Origin of the sequence: Pseudomonas sp. MS646, from assembly GCF_036693845.1 — a bacterium.
GTDB classification, from domain to species: domain Bacteria; phylum Pseudomonadota; class Gammaproteobacteria; order Pseudomonadales; family Pseudomonadaceae; genus Aquipseudomonas; species Aquipseudomonas chlororaphis_E.
Genome location: NZ_CP144763.1, coordinates 3946109 through 3964033, shown reverse-complemented (window position 1 = coordinate 3964033; position 17925 = coordinate 3946109). Strand labels below are relative to the sequence as shown.

Genomic DNA, 17925 nt, shown 5'->3' with positions numbered 1-17925 from the left:
GGGCGCTACCCTGATCTCAGAACGAGCGGATAATCCGCCCCAATGTTTCCATGGCCTTTTCCGACGCCTCGGTCCACGGGCTGCCGTAGTTCAGGCGAATGCAGTTCCTGAACCGCCGGGTCGGTGAAAAGATCGGCCCCGGCGCGATGCTGATGCCTTGGGCCAGGGCCATCTGGAACAGCTTCAGCGAGTCCATCTGCTCGGGCAGTTCCAGCCACAGGAAGTAGCCGCCCGCCGGCTGGCTGACGCGGGTCTGGGCCGGGAAATAACGGGCGATGGCGGCGCGCATCGCACTTTGCTGTTCTTCCAGGGCATAACGCAACTTGCGCAGGTGACGGTCGTAGCCACCGTGTTGCAGGTAGTCGGCGATGGCCGCCTGGGCCGGCATCGAGGCGCACAGGGAGGTCATGAGCTTGAGCCGTTCGATCTTCTGCGCATAGCGCCCGGCAGCGACCCAACCGATGCGATAGCCCGGTGCCAGGCTCTTGGCGAAGGAGCCGCAATGCATCACCAGGCCTTCGGTGTCGAACGCCTTGGCGGGTTTGGGGGCCTGTTGGCCATAGTAGAGTTCGGCGTACACGTCGTCTTCGATCAGCGGCACCTGATGCCGGCGCAACAGCTCGACCAGTGCCTGCTTGCGGGCCTCGGGCAGCGTTGCGCCCATGGGGTTCTGGAAACTGGTCATGCACCAGCAGGCCTTGATCGGGTGGCGCTCCAGCGTCTGCGCCAACACCTCCAGGTCAATGCCGTCGCGCGGGTGGACAGGAATTTCCACTGCCTTGAGCTTGAGTCGCTCCAATACCTGCAGGCTGGCGTAGAACGCCGGTGCTTCGATCGCCACCAGGTCGCCGGGCTCGGTCACGGCTTGCAGGCACAGGTTCAGGGCCTCCAGCGCGCCATTGGTCACCAGCAGTTCCTCCATCGGCAACATCAGCCCGCCGACCATGTAGCGCAGGGCGATTTGCCGGCGCAACTGCGGATTGCCCGGCGACATGTCCGTGACAACCACTCGCGGGTCCATGTCTCGGGTGGCGCTGGACAGCGAGCGCGACAACCGATGCAGCGGAAACAACGTCGGGCTCGGGAACGCCGAACCGAAGGGCACCGTGGTCGGGTCCTTGATCGATTCCAGCACCGAGAACACCAGTTCGCTGACGTCGACTTCGGTGGACTCGTGCACGGGGCTGCTGATCGCCGGCTCGGAAAACGGCGTCGGCGCATGGGCGTTGACGAAGTAGCCCGAGCGTGGCCGGGCCCGGATCAGGCCGCGTCGCTCCAGCAGGTAATACGCCTGGAACACCGTGGACGGGCTGACGCCATAGGTTTGGCTGGCGTAACGCACCGAAGGCACTCGCTGGCCCGGCCCCAGCATGCCGGAGCGGATCAGTTCAGCGATGTCGTCGGCGAATTTCTCGTAGCGTTTCATGGCGAGCCCATTTTGCAGCGGTTCGAGGTCAGACTGGAGCTGTGCGTCGGGCATCTTATCGCCTCACCGGTTCATCGGCGCGACAAAACGGCTCTTGGCCACGCTGTAGGTGCGCGGCTCGTCGCTGTCGGTCACTTTGAAGGTCAATTCCTGGGAGCTGCTGCTCGGACGCTCGCTGAGCATCGCCACCGACACCGGCACGTCGACGATCTCACCCGGCGCCAGGCTCAGGTGCGTCTTGCCCTGCAAGGTGAAGCCTTCGCCATCCTGCAGCGACAGGGTGTAGGCCTGGCGCTGCTGGGTCTTGTTGATGATCTTCAGGCTGTAGATGTTCTCGATCTGGCCCTGGCTGTTCTCGCGGAACAAGCCGCGGTCCTTGCTTACGTCCAGGGACACCATGGGCCGCTCCACCAGTGCCACGGCCAGTGCACCGATCATCACCAGCAGCACGGCGGTGTAGCCGATCAGGCGTGGCCGCAAGAGATGGGTCTTGCCACCTTGCAACTGATGCTCGGAGGTGTATTTGATCAGCCCGCGGGCGTAGCCCATCTTGTCCATGATCGAGTCACAGGCATCGATGCAGGCCGCGCAGCCGATGCATTCCATTTGCAGGCCGTCGCGGATGTCGATGCCGGTGGGGCAGACCTGCACGCACATCTGGCAATCGATGCAGTCACCCAGGCCGATGTTGGCCGGCTTCACGTCGCGCTTGCGCGGCCCGCGGATCTCGCCACGGGCGGCGTCATAGGAAATGGTCAGGGTGTCCTTGTCGAACATCACGCTCTGAAAGCGCGCGTAGGGGCACATGTGCATGCACACCGCCTCGCGCAGCCAGCCGGCGTTGAGGTAGGTGGCAGCGGTGAAGAACAGCACCCAGAACAGGCTGACGCCGCCGATCTGCAGGGTCAGCAGCGCTTCGGCCAGCGGCCGGATCGGGGTGAAATAGCCGACGAACGTCAACCCAGTGAGCAGGCTGATGGCCAGCCACAAGGTGTGCTTGGCCGAACGGCGCAGGAGTTTGTTCAGGCCCCAGGGCGCGGCCTGCAGCTTGATCCGCTGGTTGCGTTCGCCTTCGGTGACTTTCTCGCACCACATGAAGATCCAGGTCCAGGAGCTCTGCGGGCAGGTGTAGCCGCACCACACGCGACCGGCGAACACGGTGATCGCGAACAGGCCGAAGGCGGCGATGATCAACAGCGCCGACAGCAGGATGAAATCCTGGGGCCAGAAGGTCGCGCCGAAAATATGGAATTTGCTTTCGGAAAGATCCCAGAGCACCGCCTGGCGGCCGCCCCAGTCCAGCCACACCGTGCCGAAGAACAGCAGGAACAGCACGCCCGCGCCGCTCAGGCGCAAGGTGCGGAACAAGCCGGTGAAACTGCGGGTGTGGATCAGGTTGTCGGTGGTCCTGGCCTTTATCTTCGCCGGCGCAGGTTCGAAGGTCTGTATCAACTGGACGGGGATTCTATCGCTCATGGTCGGTCGCTCATCAGCCGCTATCTGGCCGGGGCACTATGACCATCGAACTGTTTGCATAACAGACTCAGGTGAGTCGATAAAAACCGGATCAGATGCCCTCGAAGCCAGGCCCTGCGACAGTTTGATGCAGGAGCGAACTGACAAACATGTACCTGCCCCGGGGATCGGGCAGACCCCCTCGGAGCAGTACGGCAGGTTGGCTAGATCACCGAACCGCTGTCGGTCGCCTTGAGGTTCTGGCGCCCGTCCACCGCGCCGGCCACCGTCAGGGCATCGGCTTCGGCCTCGGTGATGTAGACCCGGGCGCCATTGAGATCGACCGCCGACATGGCTTTTTCCTCGCAGGTGATGATGGTCAGTTCGCCAGCGGCGCGTTGTTCCTGGCCGTTGGGGGTGTCGAAGTAACAGGTCTGGTCAACGATTCGCACAGTCATGGTGGTGCTCCTTCTTGAGGTCCTGTGCATTAGGCGCCTGGCGGTACGCAGGGTTCGTTGCGCCGGATCAGCGGTCGGGCGCACCTCTGGCGCCGCTTGCGGTCCATCGTTTAACGAAATGGAAGGAGCGTGGTCGATGGAAACCTGGTGGCAACGAATCTGGATGACCCTGCAAGCGGAATTCGCCGACATTGCCGATGTGGAACAGATGACCCGCGTCACGGTGCGCCTGCTGATGGCCGCGCTGCTTGGCGGCATCCTGGGTTTCGAGCGCGAACACAAGGGCAAGGCCGCCGGTGTGCGCACGCATATGCTGGTGGCGCTGGGCGCTGCGCTGTTTGTCCTGGTGCCGCAACTGTCCGGCTCCCAGGCCGACGCCATGAGCCGGGTCATCCAGGGGGTGGTGGCCGGCATCGGCTTTTTGGGCGCCGGTACGATCTTGAAGAACACCGAGGGCGATGTCGGCCATGTCAAGGGCCTGACCACCGCCGCGGGGCTGTGGATGACCGCGGCCATCGGCGTCGCCGCAGGCTTGGGCCGCGAAGCCACGGCCGTGGTGAGTACGATACTGGCGCTGGTGATCTTCAGTGTGATGCCGCTGATTGTCCGGGCACTGGAAAACGACGACCAACCTTAGGCTCTGTTTGAAAAGTCTTGAGGCGAAGGTCAGGCAAGGCGAAAACCGGCGAGGAACGGCCGGGGTCGCGCTCGACTTTACTGGAGTAAATGAGCATTCCGAGCCGGTTTTCAACGCAGCATGAACGAGTATCAAGGCTTTTCAGACAGAGCCTAGGAACGGATACCAACGCATCCCCGTGGGAGCGAGCTTGCTCGCGAAGGCGTCCGACCAGCCAGCGTTCACCTCAACTGACTACACCGCTATCGCGAGCAGGCTCGCTCTCGCAAGTCTCCTACTAAGCTTGAGCATCAAACCCGTTCCGGGGGCGCCTCGCTGGGTGGGTCGCCCAACGGCGGCTGGGGATCCAGCGGCGGGTCTTTCTCGGGGATGGGCTCCGGATCAGGCCCCGGTGGGGGCAGGGTGGGGTCGTCGATATTGGGGTCCGGGGTTTCGGCCGGGATCGGAATATTCATCAGGACGGGTCTCCGTAATACAGATGGCTTGAGTCGTGCTTATGGTTGTTGACCCCCTTGCGCCAGGTTTTATCCCCAGCGCATCGCGGGCCAAATCTTGCTGAACTTTTGGCCGTCGATTCGGTTCGGAGTTTAAGTGAGTTTTTTCACGGGACCCGTTGGGCCTTTACCGCCACAAGCGCGTCCATTGGGCGTAAAAGGAGCGATGCTCGATGACTGCTGAACAGCCGACCGACCTTGTGTACAACCCGCACTTGCCATTGTCTCAGGCCTTGTTGTTGCCTCGGATTGCGATTGAAAACACCATGCCGACGATCGATGGCGGACAGTTTGCCGCCAAGGTCGTGGCCGGGCGGGACGTAACGGTGACCAGCAAGGTGTTCACCGACGGACACGACAAGCTGGCGGTGCGCATCCGCTGGCGGTCGCTGCAAGCGGAACGCTGGAACAGCGAGGTCATGACCGACCTGGGCAACAACGGGTGGCGCGGCCAGTTCACTGTGCCGGAGCAGGGACGCTACGTGTTTTGCATCGAGGCCTGGTTCGATCAATACGCCAGCTTCTGTTATGAGCTGGAGAAGAAGTACGGCGCCGGCGTGCCCATCGCCCTCGAACTGCAGGAAGGGCGCAATCATGTGCACCTGGCGGCCGAGCGCAGTGACGGCGAGTTGCGCGACCAGTTGAGCGCGCTGCACGATGAGCTCTCCGGCCTGTTGCCGGCGGAGCAGGTGGCGTTGTTTTTGGCGCCGCGCAGCGCCGACCTGATGGCCCAGGCCGACCACCGGCCATACCTGAGCCTCAGCCCCGAATACCACCTGGACGTCGAGCGTCCGCTGGCCGAGTTCGCCAGTTGGTACGAGCTGTTCCCGCGCTCGATCACCGATGACCCCAAGCGCCACGGCACTTTCAACGACGTGCACTCACGGCTGTCGATGATCCAGGACATGGGCTTCGATGTGCTGTACTTCCCGCCCATCCATCCCATCGGCCGCAGTTTCCGCAAGGGGCCCAATAACTCCCTCACCGCAGGCCCCGAGGACCCGGGCAGTCCTTATGCCATTGGCAGCGAGGCGGGCGGGCACGAGGCGATCCACCCGCAATTGGGGACCCGCGAGGATTTCCGCCGGTTGGTCGCGGCCGCCGCCGACCACGGCCTGGAAATCGCTCTCGACTTCGCCATCCAGTGTTCCCAGGACCACCCCTGGCTCAAGCAGCATCCGGGCTGGTTCAGCTGGCGCCCGGACGGCACGATCAAATACGCCGAGAACCCGCCGAAGAAATACCAGGACATCGTCAATGTCGACTTCTATGCGGCGGATGCGATTCCCAGCCTGTGGCTGGAGTTGCGGGACATCGTGGTCGGTTGGGTCAACGAGGGCGTGAAGATTTTCCGCGTCGACAACCCCCACACCAAGCCGTTGCCGTTCTGGCAATGGCTGATCGCCGATGTCCGGGCCCAGTACCCGGAGGTGATGTTCCTGGCCGAGGCGTTCACTACCCCGGCGATGATGGCACGCCTGGGCAAGGTCGGTTATTCCCAGAGCTACACCTATTTCACCTGGCGCAATACCAAGGCTGAGCTGGCTGCCTATTTCACCGAGCTCAATGAGTCACCGTTGCGCGAATGCTATCGGCCGAACTTTTTCGTCAATACCCCGGACATCAACCCGGCGTTTCTCCATCACTCCGGGCGCGCCGGTTTTCTCATCCGTGCCGCCCTGGCGACCATGGGCTCGGGCTTGTGGGGCATGTATTCGGGGTTCGAACTGTGCGAGTCGGCGCCGGTACCGGGCAAGGAGGAATACCTCGACTCGGAGAAATACGAGATCCGCCCCCGGGACTTCACCGCGCCGGGCAACATCATTGCCGAGATCGCCCAGCTCAACCGCATCCGCCGCCAGAACCCGGCGCTGCATACGCACCTGGGGCTGACGGTCTACAACGCGTGGAACGACAACATCCTCTATTTCGGCAAGCGCACGCCCGACGGCAGCAATTTCATCCTGGTGGCGGTGAGCCTTGACCCGCACAACCCGCAAGAAGCCAATTTCGAGTTGCCGCTGTGGGAAATGGGCCTGCCGGACGATGCCCAGACCCAGGGCGAGGATTTGATGAACGGGCATCGCTGGACCTGGTATGGCAAGTACCAGTTCATGCGCATCGACCCAGGGTACCAGCCGTTCGGGATCTGGCGCATCAGTGTGTCTTGAGGCAAACAAGCCTGTGAGCCAAGTGGGATTTAACTGTGGCGAGGGGATTTATCCCCGTTGGGTTGCGAAGCAGCCCCAAAGCAAGGCACCTCGGTGTGTCAGCCAGATTGCATTGAGCTTTTTTGGGGTCGCTTCGCAACCCAGCGGGGATAAATCCCCTCGCCACAAAGACCTCGCAAGCCCGTCCCAGCGGCTTTATTGAATTGATCAGGAGTTGCAAATGGCGAAGAAACCCCGGTCTGCCACCTTTATCAAAGACCCGCTCTGGTACAAGGATGCGGTGATCTACCAGGTCCACGTGAAGTCCTATTTCGACTCCAACAATGACGGAATCGGCGACTTTCCCGGCCTGATCGAGAAGCTCGACTACATCGCCGACCTGGGCGTCAACACCATCTGGCTGTTGCCGTTCTACCCGTCGCCACGGCGCGACGACGGCTACGACATTGCCGAGTACCGTGGCGTGAGCCCCGACTACGGCACCATGGCCGATGCAAGGCGGTTCATTGCCGAGGCTCACAAACGCAACCTGCGGGTGATCACCGAGCTGGTCATCAACCACACCTCCGACCAGCATCCTTGGTTCCAGCGCGCCCGCAAGGCCAAGCCCGGCTCCAAGGCGCGGGACTTCTACGTCTGGTCCGATGACGACCACAAGTACGACGGCACCCGGATCATCTTCCTCGACACCGAGAAGTCCAACTGGACCTGGGACCCGGTGGCCGGCCAGTACTTCTGGCACCGCTTCTATTCCCATCAGCCGGACCTCAACTTCGACAACCCGCAGGTGATCAAGGCGGTACTGTCGGTGATGCGCTATTGGCTGGACATGGGCATCGACGGCCTGCGCCTGGATGCCATTCCGTACCTGATCGAGCGTGACGGCACCAACAACGAGAACCTGCCTGAAACCCACGACGTGCTGAAGTTGATCCGCGCCGAGATCGATGCCAACTACCCCGACAGGATGCTGCTGGCCGAAGCCAACCAGTGGCCCGAAGACACTCAGTTGTATTTCGGCGATGTGGATGCCCAGGGCCTGAACGGTGACGAATGCCACATGGCGTTCCACTTCCCGCTGATGCCGCGCATGTACATGGCGCTGGCCCAGGAAGACCGGTTCCCCATCACCGACATCCTGCGCCAGACGCCGGAGATCCCGGCCAATTGCCAGTGGGCGATTTTCCTGCGCAACCACGATGAGCTGACCCTGGAAATGGTCACCGACAAGGAGCGCGATTACCTGTGGAACTACTACGCGGCTGACCGGCGCGCGCGCATCAACTTGGGCATCCGCCGGCGCCTGGCGCCATTGGTGGAGCGCGACCGGCGTCGCGTGGAACTGCTCAACAGCCTGCTGCTGTCGATGCCCGGCACGCCGACCTTGTACTACGGCGATGAGATCGGCATGGGCGACAACATCTACCTGGGCGACCGCGACGGCGTGCGTACGCCGATGCAGTGGTCGATCGACCGCAACGGCGGCTTCTCCCGCGCTGACCCGGCCAGCCTGGTGCTGCCGCCGATCATGGACCCGCAGTACGGCTACCAGTCGGTCAACGTCGAGACCCAGGCCGGCGACCCTCATTCGCTGCTCAACTGGACCCGGCGGATGCTGGCGGTGCGCAAGCAGTCCAAGGCCTTCGGCCGTGGCACCCTGAAGATGCTGTCGCCGAGCAACCGCCGGATCCTGGCCTACACCCGCGAATACACCGGCCCCGATGGCAAGCACGAAATCATCCTGTGCGTGGCCAACGTGTCACGCAGTGCCCAGGCGGCCGAACTGGACCTGTCGGCCTACGCCGGCATGGTGCCGGTGGAGATGCTCGGCGGTAATGCGTTCCCGCCCATCGGCCAGCTGAATTTCCTGCTGACCCTGGCGCCGTACGGTTTTTACTGGTTCGCCCTGGCGGCGGAAAACCAGATGCCGAGCTGGCACGTCGAGCCGGCCCAGAGCCTGCCGGACTTCACCACCCTGGTACTGAAAAAACGCCTGGAAGAGTTGCTCGAAGCGCCGTCGCGCACCACGTTGGAGCAAAGCATCCTGCCGAGCTGGCTGCAGAACCGGCGCTGGTTCGCCGGCAAGGACAGCGCCATCGAGAAGGTCGACATCGTTTATGGCGTGCGTTTCGGTGACCCGCAGCATCCGGTGCTGCTCAGTGAGATCGACGTCACCAGCGGCGGCCAGACCCTGCGTTATCAACTGCCGTTCGGGCTGCTGGCCGAAGACCAGGTGGGCGCGGCGTTGCCGCAACAACTGGCATTGTCGCGGGTTCGGCGGGTCCGCCAGGTCGGGCTGATCACCGATGCCTTCAGCTTGGAAAGCTTCATCCGGGCGGTGTTGCAGAACATGCAGGCTGGTACGGTGCTGCCGTGCGCCGAAGGCGAATTGCGTTTCGAACCCACCGAAGGCCTGGCGGCTTTGAACCTGGGTGACGAACCGGAGGTGCGCTACCTGTCCGCCGAGCAATCCAACAGTTCGGTGGTGGTCGGTGGCAGCCTGGTGCTCAAGCTGATCCGCAAGGTCGCCTCGGGCGTCCACCCGGAACTGGAAATGAGCGCCTATCTGACCGCAGCGGGCTTTAGCAACATTTCGCCGTTGCTCGGTTCGGTGGTACGTCGCGACGCCGAGGGCGAAGACGCGCTGCTGATGATCGCCCAGGGTTACCTGAGCAACCAGGGCGACGCGTGGGAGTGGACCCAGAACAATCTGGAGCGCGCGCTGCGCGACGAGTTGGCGGACGCCGTGTCCGAGCAGGAGCAGCACTACAACGCTTTGGGCGAGTTGAAGGACTTCGCCGGCATGCTCGGCCAGCGGCTGGGAGAAATGCACCAGGTGCTGGCCCAGCCGACCGATGACCCGGACTTCACCGCGCAAACCACCACGGCCAAGGAAGCCCAGGCCATTGGCAAGGATGTGGCTGCCCAGGTGGAACATGCCCTGCGCCTGCTCAAGCAGCACCAGGGCCAATTGAACCCCACCGACCAGGCCATGGTCGCACGCTTGCTGGAGCACAAAAAAACCGTCCTGGCCCATGTCCAGGAGCTGGCTGGCAAGGCGGTGGGTGGCTTGCGTATCCGCGTGCATGGCGACTTGCACCTGGGGCAGGTGCTGGTGATCAAGGGCGATGCCTACCTGATCGACTTCGAAGGCGAGCCGGCGCGGCCGTTGCATGAGCGTCGGGGCAAGCACAGCCCGTACAAGGACGTCAGCGGGGTGCTGCGGTCCTTCGATTATGCGGCGGCGATGGCGATCCACTTGCACACGGTCGACAGTACGGCCGACGCCGATGCGGCCCGGCAACGGGTGGCCGATCGTTACCTCAAAGAGGCTCGTCAGGCATTTGTCGAGGCATACCGGCTGGCGGCAGCTAGTCTTGCCCATGAATGGAAAAATGCTGAAGGCGAAGACGCCGCGCTGGCGTTGTTCGGCCTGGAGAAGGCGGCCTATGAAGTGGCCTATGAAGCCGAGAATCGCCCCGCCTGGCTGCCCGTGCCGTTGCACGGTCTGTACGGGTTGTTGAGTGGGCTGGAACCCTTTTCCGATTTAGCCGGACCGATTTAGTGGAGAGAATCATGAGCGTCTCGAACAAAGAACCCCAAGGGCAGCCCAAGGACGTGTTGCTGCCGTCCGCCAAGGACATCGACGCGCTGGTGCGTGCCGAACACCACGACCCGTTTTCCATCCTCGGCCCCCACGGCGACGGGGCCGGCGGGCAGTTCATCCGCGCCTACCTGCCGGGTGCGCTGAGCGTGCATGTGCTGGCCCGCGACGGTGGCCAGGAACTGGGGGAGCTGCAACTGACCGAAACTCCGGGCCTGTTCGTCGGGCATTTCGACCATGCCCAGGCGTACCTGCTGCGTACCCGCTGGGCCGGCGGCGAGCAAGTGGCCGAAGACCCCTACAGTTTTGGCGCCTTGCTCGGGGAGATGGACCTTTACCTGTTTGCCGAGGGCAACCATCGCGACCTCAGTTCCTGTCTTGGCGCGCAGTTGACCACGGTGGACGGTGTCGACGGCGTACGCTTCGCCGTGTGGGCACCGAACGCGCGGCGGGTCTCGGTGGTGGGGGATTTCAACGTCTGGGACGGTCGTCGGCACCCGATGCGCATCCGGTATCCCTCCGGCGTGTGGGAGCTGTTCATTCCCCGACTGGGAGCGGGCGAAGCCTACAAGTATGAAATCCTCGGTGCCCACGGCATCCTGCCGCTCAAGGCCGACCCGGTAGCGTTGTCCACGCGGATGCCGCCAGACACCGCCTCGAAAGTCGCCTCGCCATTGAAGATCGACTGGCAAGACGATGACTGGATGCAACGGCGCCGCGAGCGGCAATTGCCCGGCGCGCCGCTGTCGATCTACGAGTTGCACGCCGGTTCCTGGCAATGCGAGACCGACGAGGCGGGGGAAGTTGCCCGGCAATACAACTGGCATGAAATGGCCGAGCGCCTGGTGCCTTACGTCAAGGACCTGGGCTTCACCCATATCGAGCTGATGCCGATCATGGAACACCCGTTCGGCGGGTCCTGGGGCTACCAGCCGCTGTCGCAGTTCGCGCCGACCGCACGCTTCGGTTCGCCGGATGATTTCGCCGCGTTCGTCAACGCCTGTCACCAGGCTGACATCGGGGTGATCCTGGACTGGGTGCCGGCGCATTTCCCCACCGACACCCACGGCCTGGCCCAGTTCGATGGCACCGCGCTGTACGAATACGGCAACCCGCTGGAGGGCTTCCACCAGGATTGGGACACCCTGATCTACAACCTCGGGCGCACCGAGGTCCACGGCTTCATGCTGGCGTCGGCGCTGCATTGGCTCAAGCATTTCCATATCGATGGCCTGCGTGTGGATGCCGTCGCCTCGATGCTCTATCGCGACTATTCGCGCAAGGCTGGCGAGTGGGTGCCCAACCGCCACGGTGGCCGCGAGAACCTGGAAGCCATCGATTTCCTGCGTCATCTCAACGACGTGGTGGCGCTGGAGGCGCCGGGCGCGCTGGTCATCGCCGAGGAGTCCACCGCGTGGCCGGGCGTCAGCCAGAGCACGCAGCAGGGCGGCCTGGGCTTTTCCTACAAGTGGAACATGGGCTGGATGCACGATTCGCTGCACTACATCCAGCAGGACCCGGTGTACCGCGCCCATCACCACAATGAACTGAGTTTCGGCCTGGTGTACGCCTGGTCGGAACGCTTCGTCCTGCCGATTTCCCATGATGAAGTGGTCCATGGCAAACGTTCGCTGATCGACAAGATGCCCGGTGATCGCTGGCAGAAGTTCGCCAACCTGCGCGCCTACTTAAGCTTCATGTGGGGGCATCCGGGCAAGAAACTGCTGTTCATGGGCTGCGAGTTCGGCCAGTGGCGCGAGTGGAACCACGATCAGCAACTGGACTGGTACCTGCTGCAATACCCTGAGCACCGCGGTGTCCAGCAACTGGTCAAGGATTTGAACCGGTTGTACCGCGAGGAACCGGCCCTGCACGACCAGGACGATGCGCCCCAGGGTTTCCAATGGCTGATTGGCGACGACGCGATGAACAGCGTCTATGCGTGGCTGCGTTGGAGCAAGGAAGGCCGGCCGGTACTGGTGGTCGCCAACTTCACCCCGGTGCCGCGTGAGGCCTACCGGGTGGGCGTGCCGTTCCCTGGGCGTTGGGTGGAACTGCTCAACAGCGATGCCGCGACCTACGCCGGGTCCAACTATGGCAACAGTGGCGGTGCCAGCACCGAAGAGGTGCCGAGCCATGGCCAGGCCCTGTCGCTGGAGCTCAACCTGCCGCCGTTGGCGGTGCTGATCCTGCGGCCGGAGGGTTAGGGGTTACATAAAGGCCAACTGTGGCGGTTACAGAATCAAAGATCACCGCAGTTCCAATGTGGGAGCGGGCTTGCTCGCGAAGAGGGCCTGACAGTCAGCATCGATATTGACCGTCAGACCGCTCTTCGCGAGCAAGCCCGCTCCCACATGGATGTGCTCACCTGAAGGACTTTTGTGATTCCTTCAGCGCACCAGGCACGGCCGCTTGTTGTTGAACGTCCAGCCCGGAATCAGGTACTGCATCGCCACCGCATCGTCCCGTGCCCCGAGTCCCATGCCCTTGTACAGCTCATGGGCCTTGGCCAGTTGATCGGTGTCCAGCTCGATCCCCAGCCCCGGTTTTTTCGGCACTTGCACGCAGCCGCCCTGGATCTGCAAGGGCGCCTTGGTCAGCCGCTGGCCGTCCTGCCAGATCCAGTGGGTATCGATGGCCGTGATGTCGCCCGGCGCGGCGGCGGCCACGTGGGTGAACATCGCCAATGAAATATCGAAGTGATTGTTGGAGTGAGAACCCCAGGTCAGGCCCCATTCGTTGCACATCTGCGCCACGCGCACGGAACCCTGCATAGTCCAGAAGTGCGGGTCGGCCAGGGGGATGTCCACGGACTGCAAGGTGATGGCATGGCCCATCTCGCGCCAGTCGGTGGCGATCATGTTGGTCGCGGTCTTGAGGCCGGTCGCGCGGCGGAACTCGGCCATGACCTCCCGGCCGGAATAGCCCTGCTCGGCACCGCAAGGGTCTTCGGCATACGCCAGGACCTTGTGCTGGTCGCGGCACAGGCGGATCGCTTCCTTCAGTGACCAGGCGCCGTTCGGGTCGAGGGTGATGCGTGCCTGGGGAAAGCGCTCGGCGAGGGCCGTGACCGCTTCGATTTCTTCGTCGCCCTTGAGCACGCCGCCCTTGAGCTTGAAGTCCTGGAAGCCATAGTGGGCATGGGCGGCTTCGGCCAGGCGGACCACGGCGTCGGCGTCCAGGGCTTTTTCGTGACGCACGCGAAACCAGTCGATGTCGGCGTCCGGCTCGCTGCGGTAGGCCAGGTCGGTCTGTTGGCGGTCGCCGACGTAGAACAGGTAGCCGAGCATCTTCACTTCGTCGCGCTGCTGGCCTTCGCCGAGCAGGGCTGCCACCGGCACGTCCAGATGCTGGCCGAGCAGGTCCAGCAGGGCGGCTTCAAGGCCGGTCACCGCGTGGATGGTGATGCGCAGGTCGAAGGTCTGCAGGCCGCGGCCGCCGGCATCGCGGTCGGCGAACGCATGACGCACGGTGTTGAGGATCTTCTGGTAGGTGCCGATGGGGCTGCCGACCACCAGCGAGCGGGCGTCTTCGAGGGTCTGGCGAATGCGTTCGCCGCCGGGCACTTCGCCGACGCCGGTGTGGCCGGCGTTGTCCTTGAGAATGACCACGTTACGGGTGAAGAACGGGCCATGGGCGCCGCTGAGGTTCAGCAGCATGCCGTCATGACCGGCCACGGGCACGACCTGCATGCTGGTGATGATCGGGGCGTTGCTGGTTTCTTGAGAATTCATGGTGCGAGTCCTTGAGCAATCGAATGGTCAGACGTGGCTGGCGGCTGAGTGGGTAGGCGTCGTTGCCGACTTGGCCTTGGGCGTATTGCGGGCGGCGAAGACGATGATCGCGGCGATGATCGAGGTGGTCGCCAGGCCATAGAGGCCGCCCTGGATCGAGCCGGTGTGCTGTTCCAGCAGACCGAACGTGGTGGGGGCGACGAAGCCGCCGAGGTTGCCCACGGAGTTGATCAGGGCGATCACGCCGGCGGCGATCCGGGCGTCGAGGTAAGCCTGGGGAATCGGCCAGAACAGCGAGGAGGCCGACTTGAAGCCCAGGGCCGCAAAGCAGATGGCGACGAACGCGAACACCGGCCCACCGGTAGTGGACATGAACATCCCGGCCGCGGCGATCAACAGGGCGGCGGCCACCCAGGCCTGCTGGAATTTCCACTTCGACGACAGCGAGGCGAAGGCGTACATGCCGACGATCGACAACAGCCACGGGATCGAGTTGAACAGGCCGACCTGGATGTCGCTCAGGTCACCCATCTTCTTGATGATGCTCGGCAGCCAGAAGGTGGCGGCGTAGATCGTCAGTTGGATGAAGAAGTAGATCAGGCAGAACAGGAGGATCTGGCGGTCCTTGAGCAGTTGGCCGATGGACAGTTTGATCGGCGTGGCGGCCTCGCGGGCCCGTTGCTCATCGTCGATGGCGTTTACCAGTGCGTCCTGCTCTTCGCGCTTGAGCCATTTGGCGTCGTGGGGCTTGGAGTCGAGCCAGAACCAGACGAAGGCGCACAGGCCGACCGAGAACATCCCTTCGATGAAGTACATCCACTGCCAGCCGTGCATGCCCAGGCCGTTGATTTGCAGCAGCAGCCCCGACAGTGGGCCGGAGATCAACGACGCAATGGCCGAGCCGCTGAGGAAGATGGCGATGGCCTTGCCGCGTTCGGCGCCTGGCAGCCAGCGGGTGAAGTAGTAGATCACCCCCGGGAAAAAGCCGGCTTCGGCCACGCCGAGCAGAAAACGCAGGATGTAGAAGTGGGTTTCGTTCTGGATGAACGCCATGCCGGCGGCCACCAGGCCCCAGGTGAGCATGATGCGGGTCAGCCAGATGCGGGCGCCGATGCGTTGCAGCAGGATGTTGGAAGGTACTTCGAACAGTGCATAGCCGATGAAGAACAGGCCGGCACCAAAGCCGTAGGCCGCGGCGCCGATGCCTAGGTCGTGCTCCATGTGGGCGCGCACGAAACCGATGTTCACCCGGTCGATGTAATTGACGATAAACATGATGACGAACAGCGGCAGGATGTGGCGCTTGACCTTGGCGATGGCCGAAAGCAGCACGGGATCCGCACCGGCGTTGGCCTGGGGGATGGATGTGTTCACTGGTTTTTCTCCCACTCGTTATTTTTATGCGGGGCATCGTGCAGGTGCCGATGTTGCTAGACATCATACAACTCGATTTTTTTCGCTGACAAGCGCTTTTTGATGATGATTGGCTCGGGTGGGATGGGTTCTTATGCCGTATTTGTTAGGTTTTTTTGGATGGTTACATTGGCGGAGGCGAGTGGGGGAGCGGCAAGAGCAGCGAATTTTAAAGGCGAGGTTTACAGTATTTCGTAGGTTTTCAGTATGTTGTCATACAAGTTGGACCTTGCATTGCCGATTACTCGCCTTACCACTGGTGGTAGGATCACTCAGCCTGTCTTCGAGGAACCCCGGCGATGCAAGACACCGAAGCGCCCGTGCGCAAGCGTACCCATAACCTGGCCCACGACTTGGTCGCGAAGCTGAGCCAGAGCATTCTGCTGGGGCAGTTGAAGCCAGGAGAGAAGTTGCCGTCCGAAGGGGCGATCGTGCGCGAGCATGGCGTCAGCCGCACGGTGGTGCGCGAGGCGATCTCCAAGTTGCAGGCCTCGGGGCTGGTGGAGACCCGTCACGGCATCGGGACGTTTGTGCTCGAGCCCACCGGCGAGCCAGGGTTGCGGCTCAACGTCGACACGGCGGCGGGGGTGCGTGGCATCCTTGAGTTGCGCCTGGGCCTGGAAACCCAGGCCGCCGCCCTGGCCGCCCAGCGGCGCAGCGAAGACCACCTGCAGCAGATGCGCCAGGCGCTGGATGACTACCAGCGGTTGTCCAGCAACAACGACAGCTGCGTCGAAGCCGACCGGCGCTTTCACCTGCTGATTGCCGAAGCCACGGACAACGCCTGTTTTGTCGAGATCATGCAGCACCTGGGCAGTGCGATGATCCCCAGGACCCGGGTGAACGTGATCGAGCGGGGCCAGGCGGACCTGGGCAAGCTGGCGCAATTGGCGAACCTGGAGCACGAGGCGATCTTCAACGCCATCAAGCGCCAAGACCCGGACGCCGCCCGCGCAGCCATGTGGTTGCACCTGACCAACAGCCGCGACCGGTTTGGCGCCAGGTCCTGAGCTCCCCTTGCGGGAGACTGAAGAGGTGTGCCTACCACAGATCCCCTTGTGGGAGCGGGCTTGCTCGCGAAAGCGATGGTCCATCCAGCACCGGAGCAAACTGACCCACCGCCTTCGCGGGCAAGCCCGCTCTCACAGTGTTGTTTTGTGGACTGGAGAGGTGTGTCCGCCACAGATTCCCTTGTGGGAGCGAGCTTGCTCGCGATGGGGCCGGCAAGTATCCCGCTAAACACACGGGCAAAAAAAACCGGCGCAACCGAGGTTGTGCCGGTGGTGTTGCCGGTCGCGGCGCGGATATTCGTGGGTCCGCGCAGCCACCGTTGAACCGGGTGTGACTAGGCTCGCTCAAGCGCCAGGGCAACGCCCTGGCCGCCTCCGATGCACAGGGTCGCGAGGCCTTTCTTGGCGTCGCGCTTGATCATTTCATGCAGCAGCGACACCAGCACCCGGCACCCGGATGCACCGATAGGGTGGCCCAGGGCAATGGCGCCGCCGTTGACGTTGACCTTGGCCAGGTCCCATTCCAGTTCCCGGGTCACGGCCAACGACTGGGCGGCGAAGGCCTCGTTGGCTTCGATCAGGTCCAGTTGCTCCAGCGACCAGCCGGCCTTGTCCAGGCAGCGGCGGGTGGCCGAGACCGGGCCGATGCCCATGATGGCCGGGTCGACGCCCGCATTGGCATAGGCACTGATTTTCGCCAGCACCGGCAGTCCCAGCGCCTTGGCTTTTTCAGCGCTCATCAACACGACTGCGGCGGCGCCGTCATTGAGCGACGAGGCGTTGCCGGCGGTGACGCTGCCGTCCTTCTTGAAGGCCGGCTTGAGCTTGCCCATGGATTCGGCGGTCGTGCCGGCACGCGGTTGTTCATCGGTGGCGAAGGCCACCGGGTCGCCTTTGCGCTGGGGAATCAGGATCGGCGTGATCTCATCGGCAAACCGACCGGCCTCGATGGCCGCGACGGCTTTCTGTTGGGATGCGGCGGCAAAGGCGTCCTGCTCCTGGCGACTGATGCCGTATTTGTCCACCAGGTTTTCGGCGGTGATGCCCATGTGGTAGTCGTTGAAGGCATCCCACAAGCCATCGGTGATCATGCTGTCGATCATTTTCGCGTGGCCCATGCGCAGGCCGGTGCGGGCGGCCGGGAGCACGTAGGGCGCCAGGCTCATGTTCTCCATGCCGCCGGCGATGATCACCTCGGCGTCGCCACAGCGTATCGCCTGGGCACCGAGGTGCAGGGCCTTGAGCCCCGAGCCGCAGACTTTATTCAGGGTCAGCGCCGGCACCGCGTGGGGCAGGCCGGCGAGGATCGACGCCTGGCGGGCCGGGTTTTGTCCGGAGCCTGCGGTCAGCACCTGGCCGAGGATGACTTCGTCCACCTGCTCGCCGGACAGGCCGGTCTGCTCCAGCAGGCGACGGATCACCGCGGCGCCGAGTTCCGGCGCAGGAATGGAGGCCAGCGAACCCTGGAAGCTGCCGATGGCGGTACGGGTAGCGGCGACAATCACGACTTCTTGCATCGAATC

Annotated in this window: 12 protein-coding genes; 5 read left to right on the top strand and 7 right to left on the bottom strand. The window is 63.3% G+C overall.

Translation table 11 applies throughout. The features are described 5' to 3' along the window. Nucleotides 1-16 precede the first annotated feature (16 nt). The 3 genes from mapR to V3H56_RS17285 form a co-directional block, all read right to left on the bottom strand. The gene (gene mapR, locus V3H56_RS17295) at nt 17-1426 is read right to left on the bottom strand and encodes a GntR family transcriptional regulator MpaR (protein ID WP_212803887.1); all 1410 of its coding nucleotides are present in this window, start codon (nt 1424-1426) and stop codon (nt 17-19) included. A gap of 63 nt (nt 1427-1489) precedes the next feature. Next, nucleotides 1490-2902: a cytochrome c oxidase accessory protein CcoG gene (gene ccoG, locus V3H56_RS17290; protein WP_123579822.1), complete on the bottom strand. Its 1413-nt coding sequence runs from the start codon at nt 2900-2902 to the stop codon at nt 1490-1492. A gap of 203 nt (nt 2903-3105) precedes the next feature. After that, on the bottom strand, nt 3106-3339 hold the full coding sequence (locus tag V3H56_RS17285) for a DUF3203 family protein (protein ID WP_042728718.1): 234 nt from the start codon (nt 3337-3339) through the stop codon (nt 3106-3108). Nucleotides 3340-3475: 136 nt separating this feature from the next. On the opposite strand from V3H56_RS17285, the gene V3H56_RS17280 reads away from it, so the two are divergent. Next, the gene (locus tag V3H56_RS17280) at nt 3476-3976 is read left to right on the top strand and encodes an MgtC/SapB family protein (protein WP_047739142.1); all 501 of its coding nucleotides are present in this window, start codon (nt 3476-3478) and stop codon (nt 3974-3976) included. Nucleotides 3977-4266: 290 nt separating this feature from the next. Here the strand turns inward: V3H56_RS17280 and V3H56_RS17275 are convergent, their stop codons facing one another. Further along, a complete protein-coding gene (locus V3H56_RS17275) occupies nt 4267-4431 on the bottom strand; it encodes a hypothetical protein (protein ID WP_013692690.1) in 165 nt (54 codons plus the stop codon). A 212-nt stretch (nt 4432-4643) separates the two neighbouring features. On the opposite strand from V3H56_RS17275, the gene V3H56_RS17270 reads away from it, so the two are divergent. The 3 genes from V3H56_RS17270 (at nt 4644) to glgB (ending at nt 12452) form a co-directional block, all read left to right on the top strand. After that, complete coding sequence (locus V3H56_RS17270) at nt 4644-6641, top strand: alpha-1,4-glucan--maltose-1-phosphate maltosyltransferase (RefSeq protein ID WP_042732983.1); 1998 nt, start codon at nt 4644-4646, stop codon at nt 6639-6641. A gap of 220 nt (nt 6642-6861) precedes the next feature. Next, a complete protein-coding gene (gene treS, locus V3H56_RS17265; RefSeq protein WP_338473666.1) occupies nt 6862-10206 on the top strand; it encodes a maltose alpha-D-glucosyltransferase in 3345 nt (1114 codons plus the stop codon). An 11-nt stretch (nt 10207-10217) separates the two neighbouring features. Further along, nucleotides 10218-12452 carry a 1,4-alpha-glucan branching protein GlgB gene (gene glgB, locus V3H56_RS17260; RefSeq protein WP_338473665.1) on the top strand — a complete coding sequence of 745 codons (2235 nt, stop codon included), beginning with the start codon at nt 10218-10220 and terminating at the stop codon, nt 12450-12452. A 183-nt stretch (nt 12453-12635) separates the two neighbouring features. Here the strand turns inward: glgB and gudD are convergent, their stop codons facing one another. Together gudD and V3H56_RS17250 are read right to left on the bottom strand one after the other, a co-directional pair. Beyond that, entirely contained in the window at nt 12636-13979 is a 1344-nt protein-coding gene (gene gudD, locus V3H56_RS17255) for a glucarate dehydratase (RefSeq protein ID WP_042731051.1), read from the bottom strand. A gap of 27 nt (nt 13980-14006) precedes the next feature. After that, complete coding sequence (locus tag V3H56_RS17250; RefSeq protein ID WP_042731050.1) at nt 14007-15353, bottom strand: MFS transporter; 1347 nt, start codon at nt 15351-15353, stop codon at nt 14007-14009. Between the two features lie 338 nt (nt 15354-15691). On the opposite strand from V3H56_RS17250, the gene V3H56_RS17245 reads away from it, so the two are divergent. Continuing rightward, nucleotides 15692-16402 (top strand): FadR/GntR family transcriptional regulator, encoded by a 711-nt coding sequence (locus V3H56_RS17245; protein ID WP_123579825.1) that lies wholly within the window; start codon nt 15692-15694, stop codon nt 16400-16402. 335 nt (nt 16403-16737) lie between these two features. Here the strand turns inward: V3H56_RS17245 and V3H56_RS17240 are convergent, their stop codons facing one another. Then, the gene (locus V3H56_RS17240; RefSeq protein WP_338473664.1) at nt 16738-17919 is read right to left on the bottom strand and encodes an acetyl-CoA C-acetyltransferase; all 1182 of its coding nucleotides are present in this window, start codon (nt 17917-17919) and stop codon (nt 16738-16740) included. Nucleotides 17920-17925 lie beyond the last annotated feature (6 nt).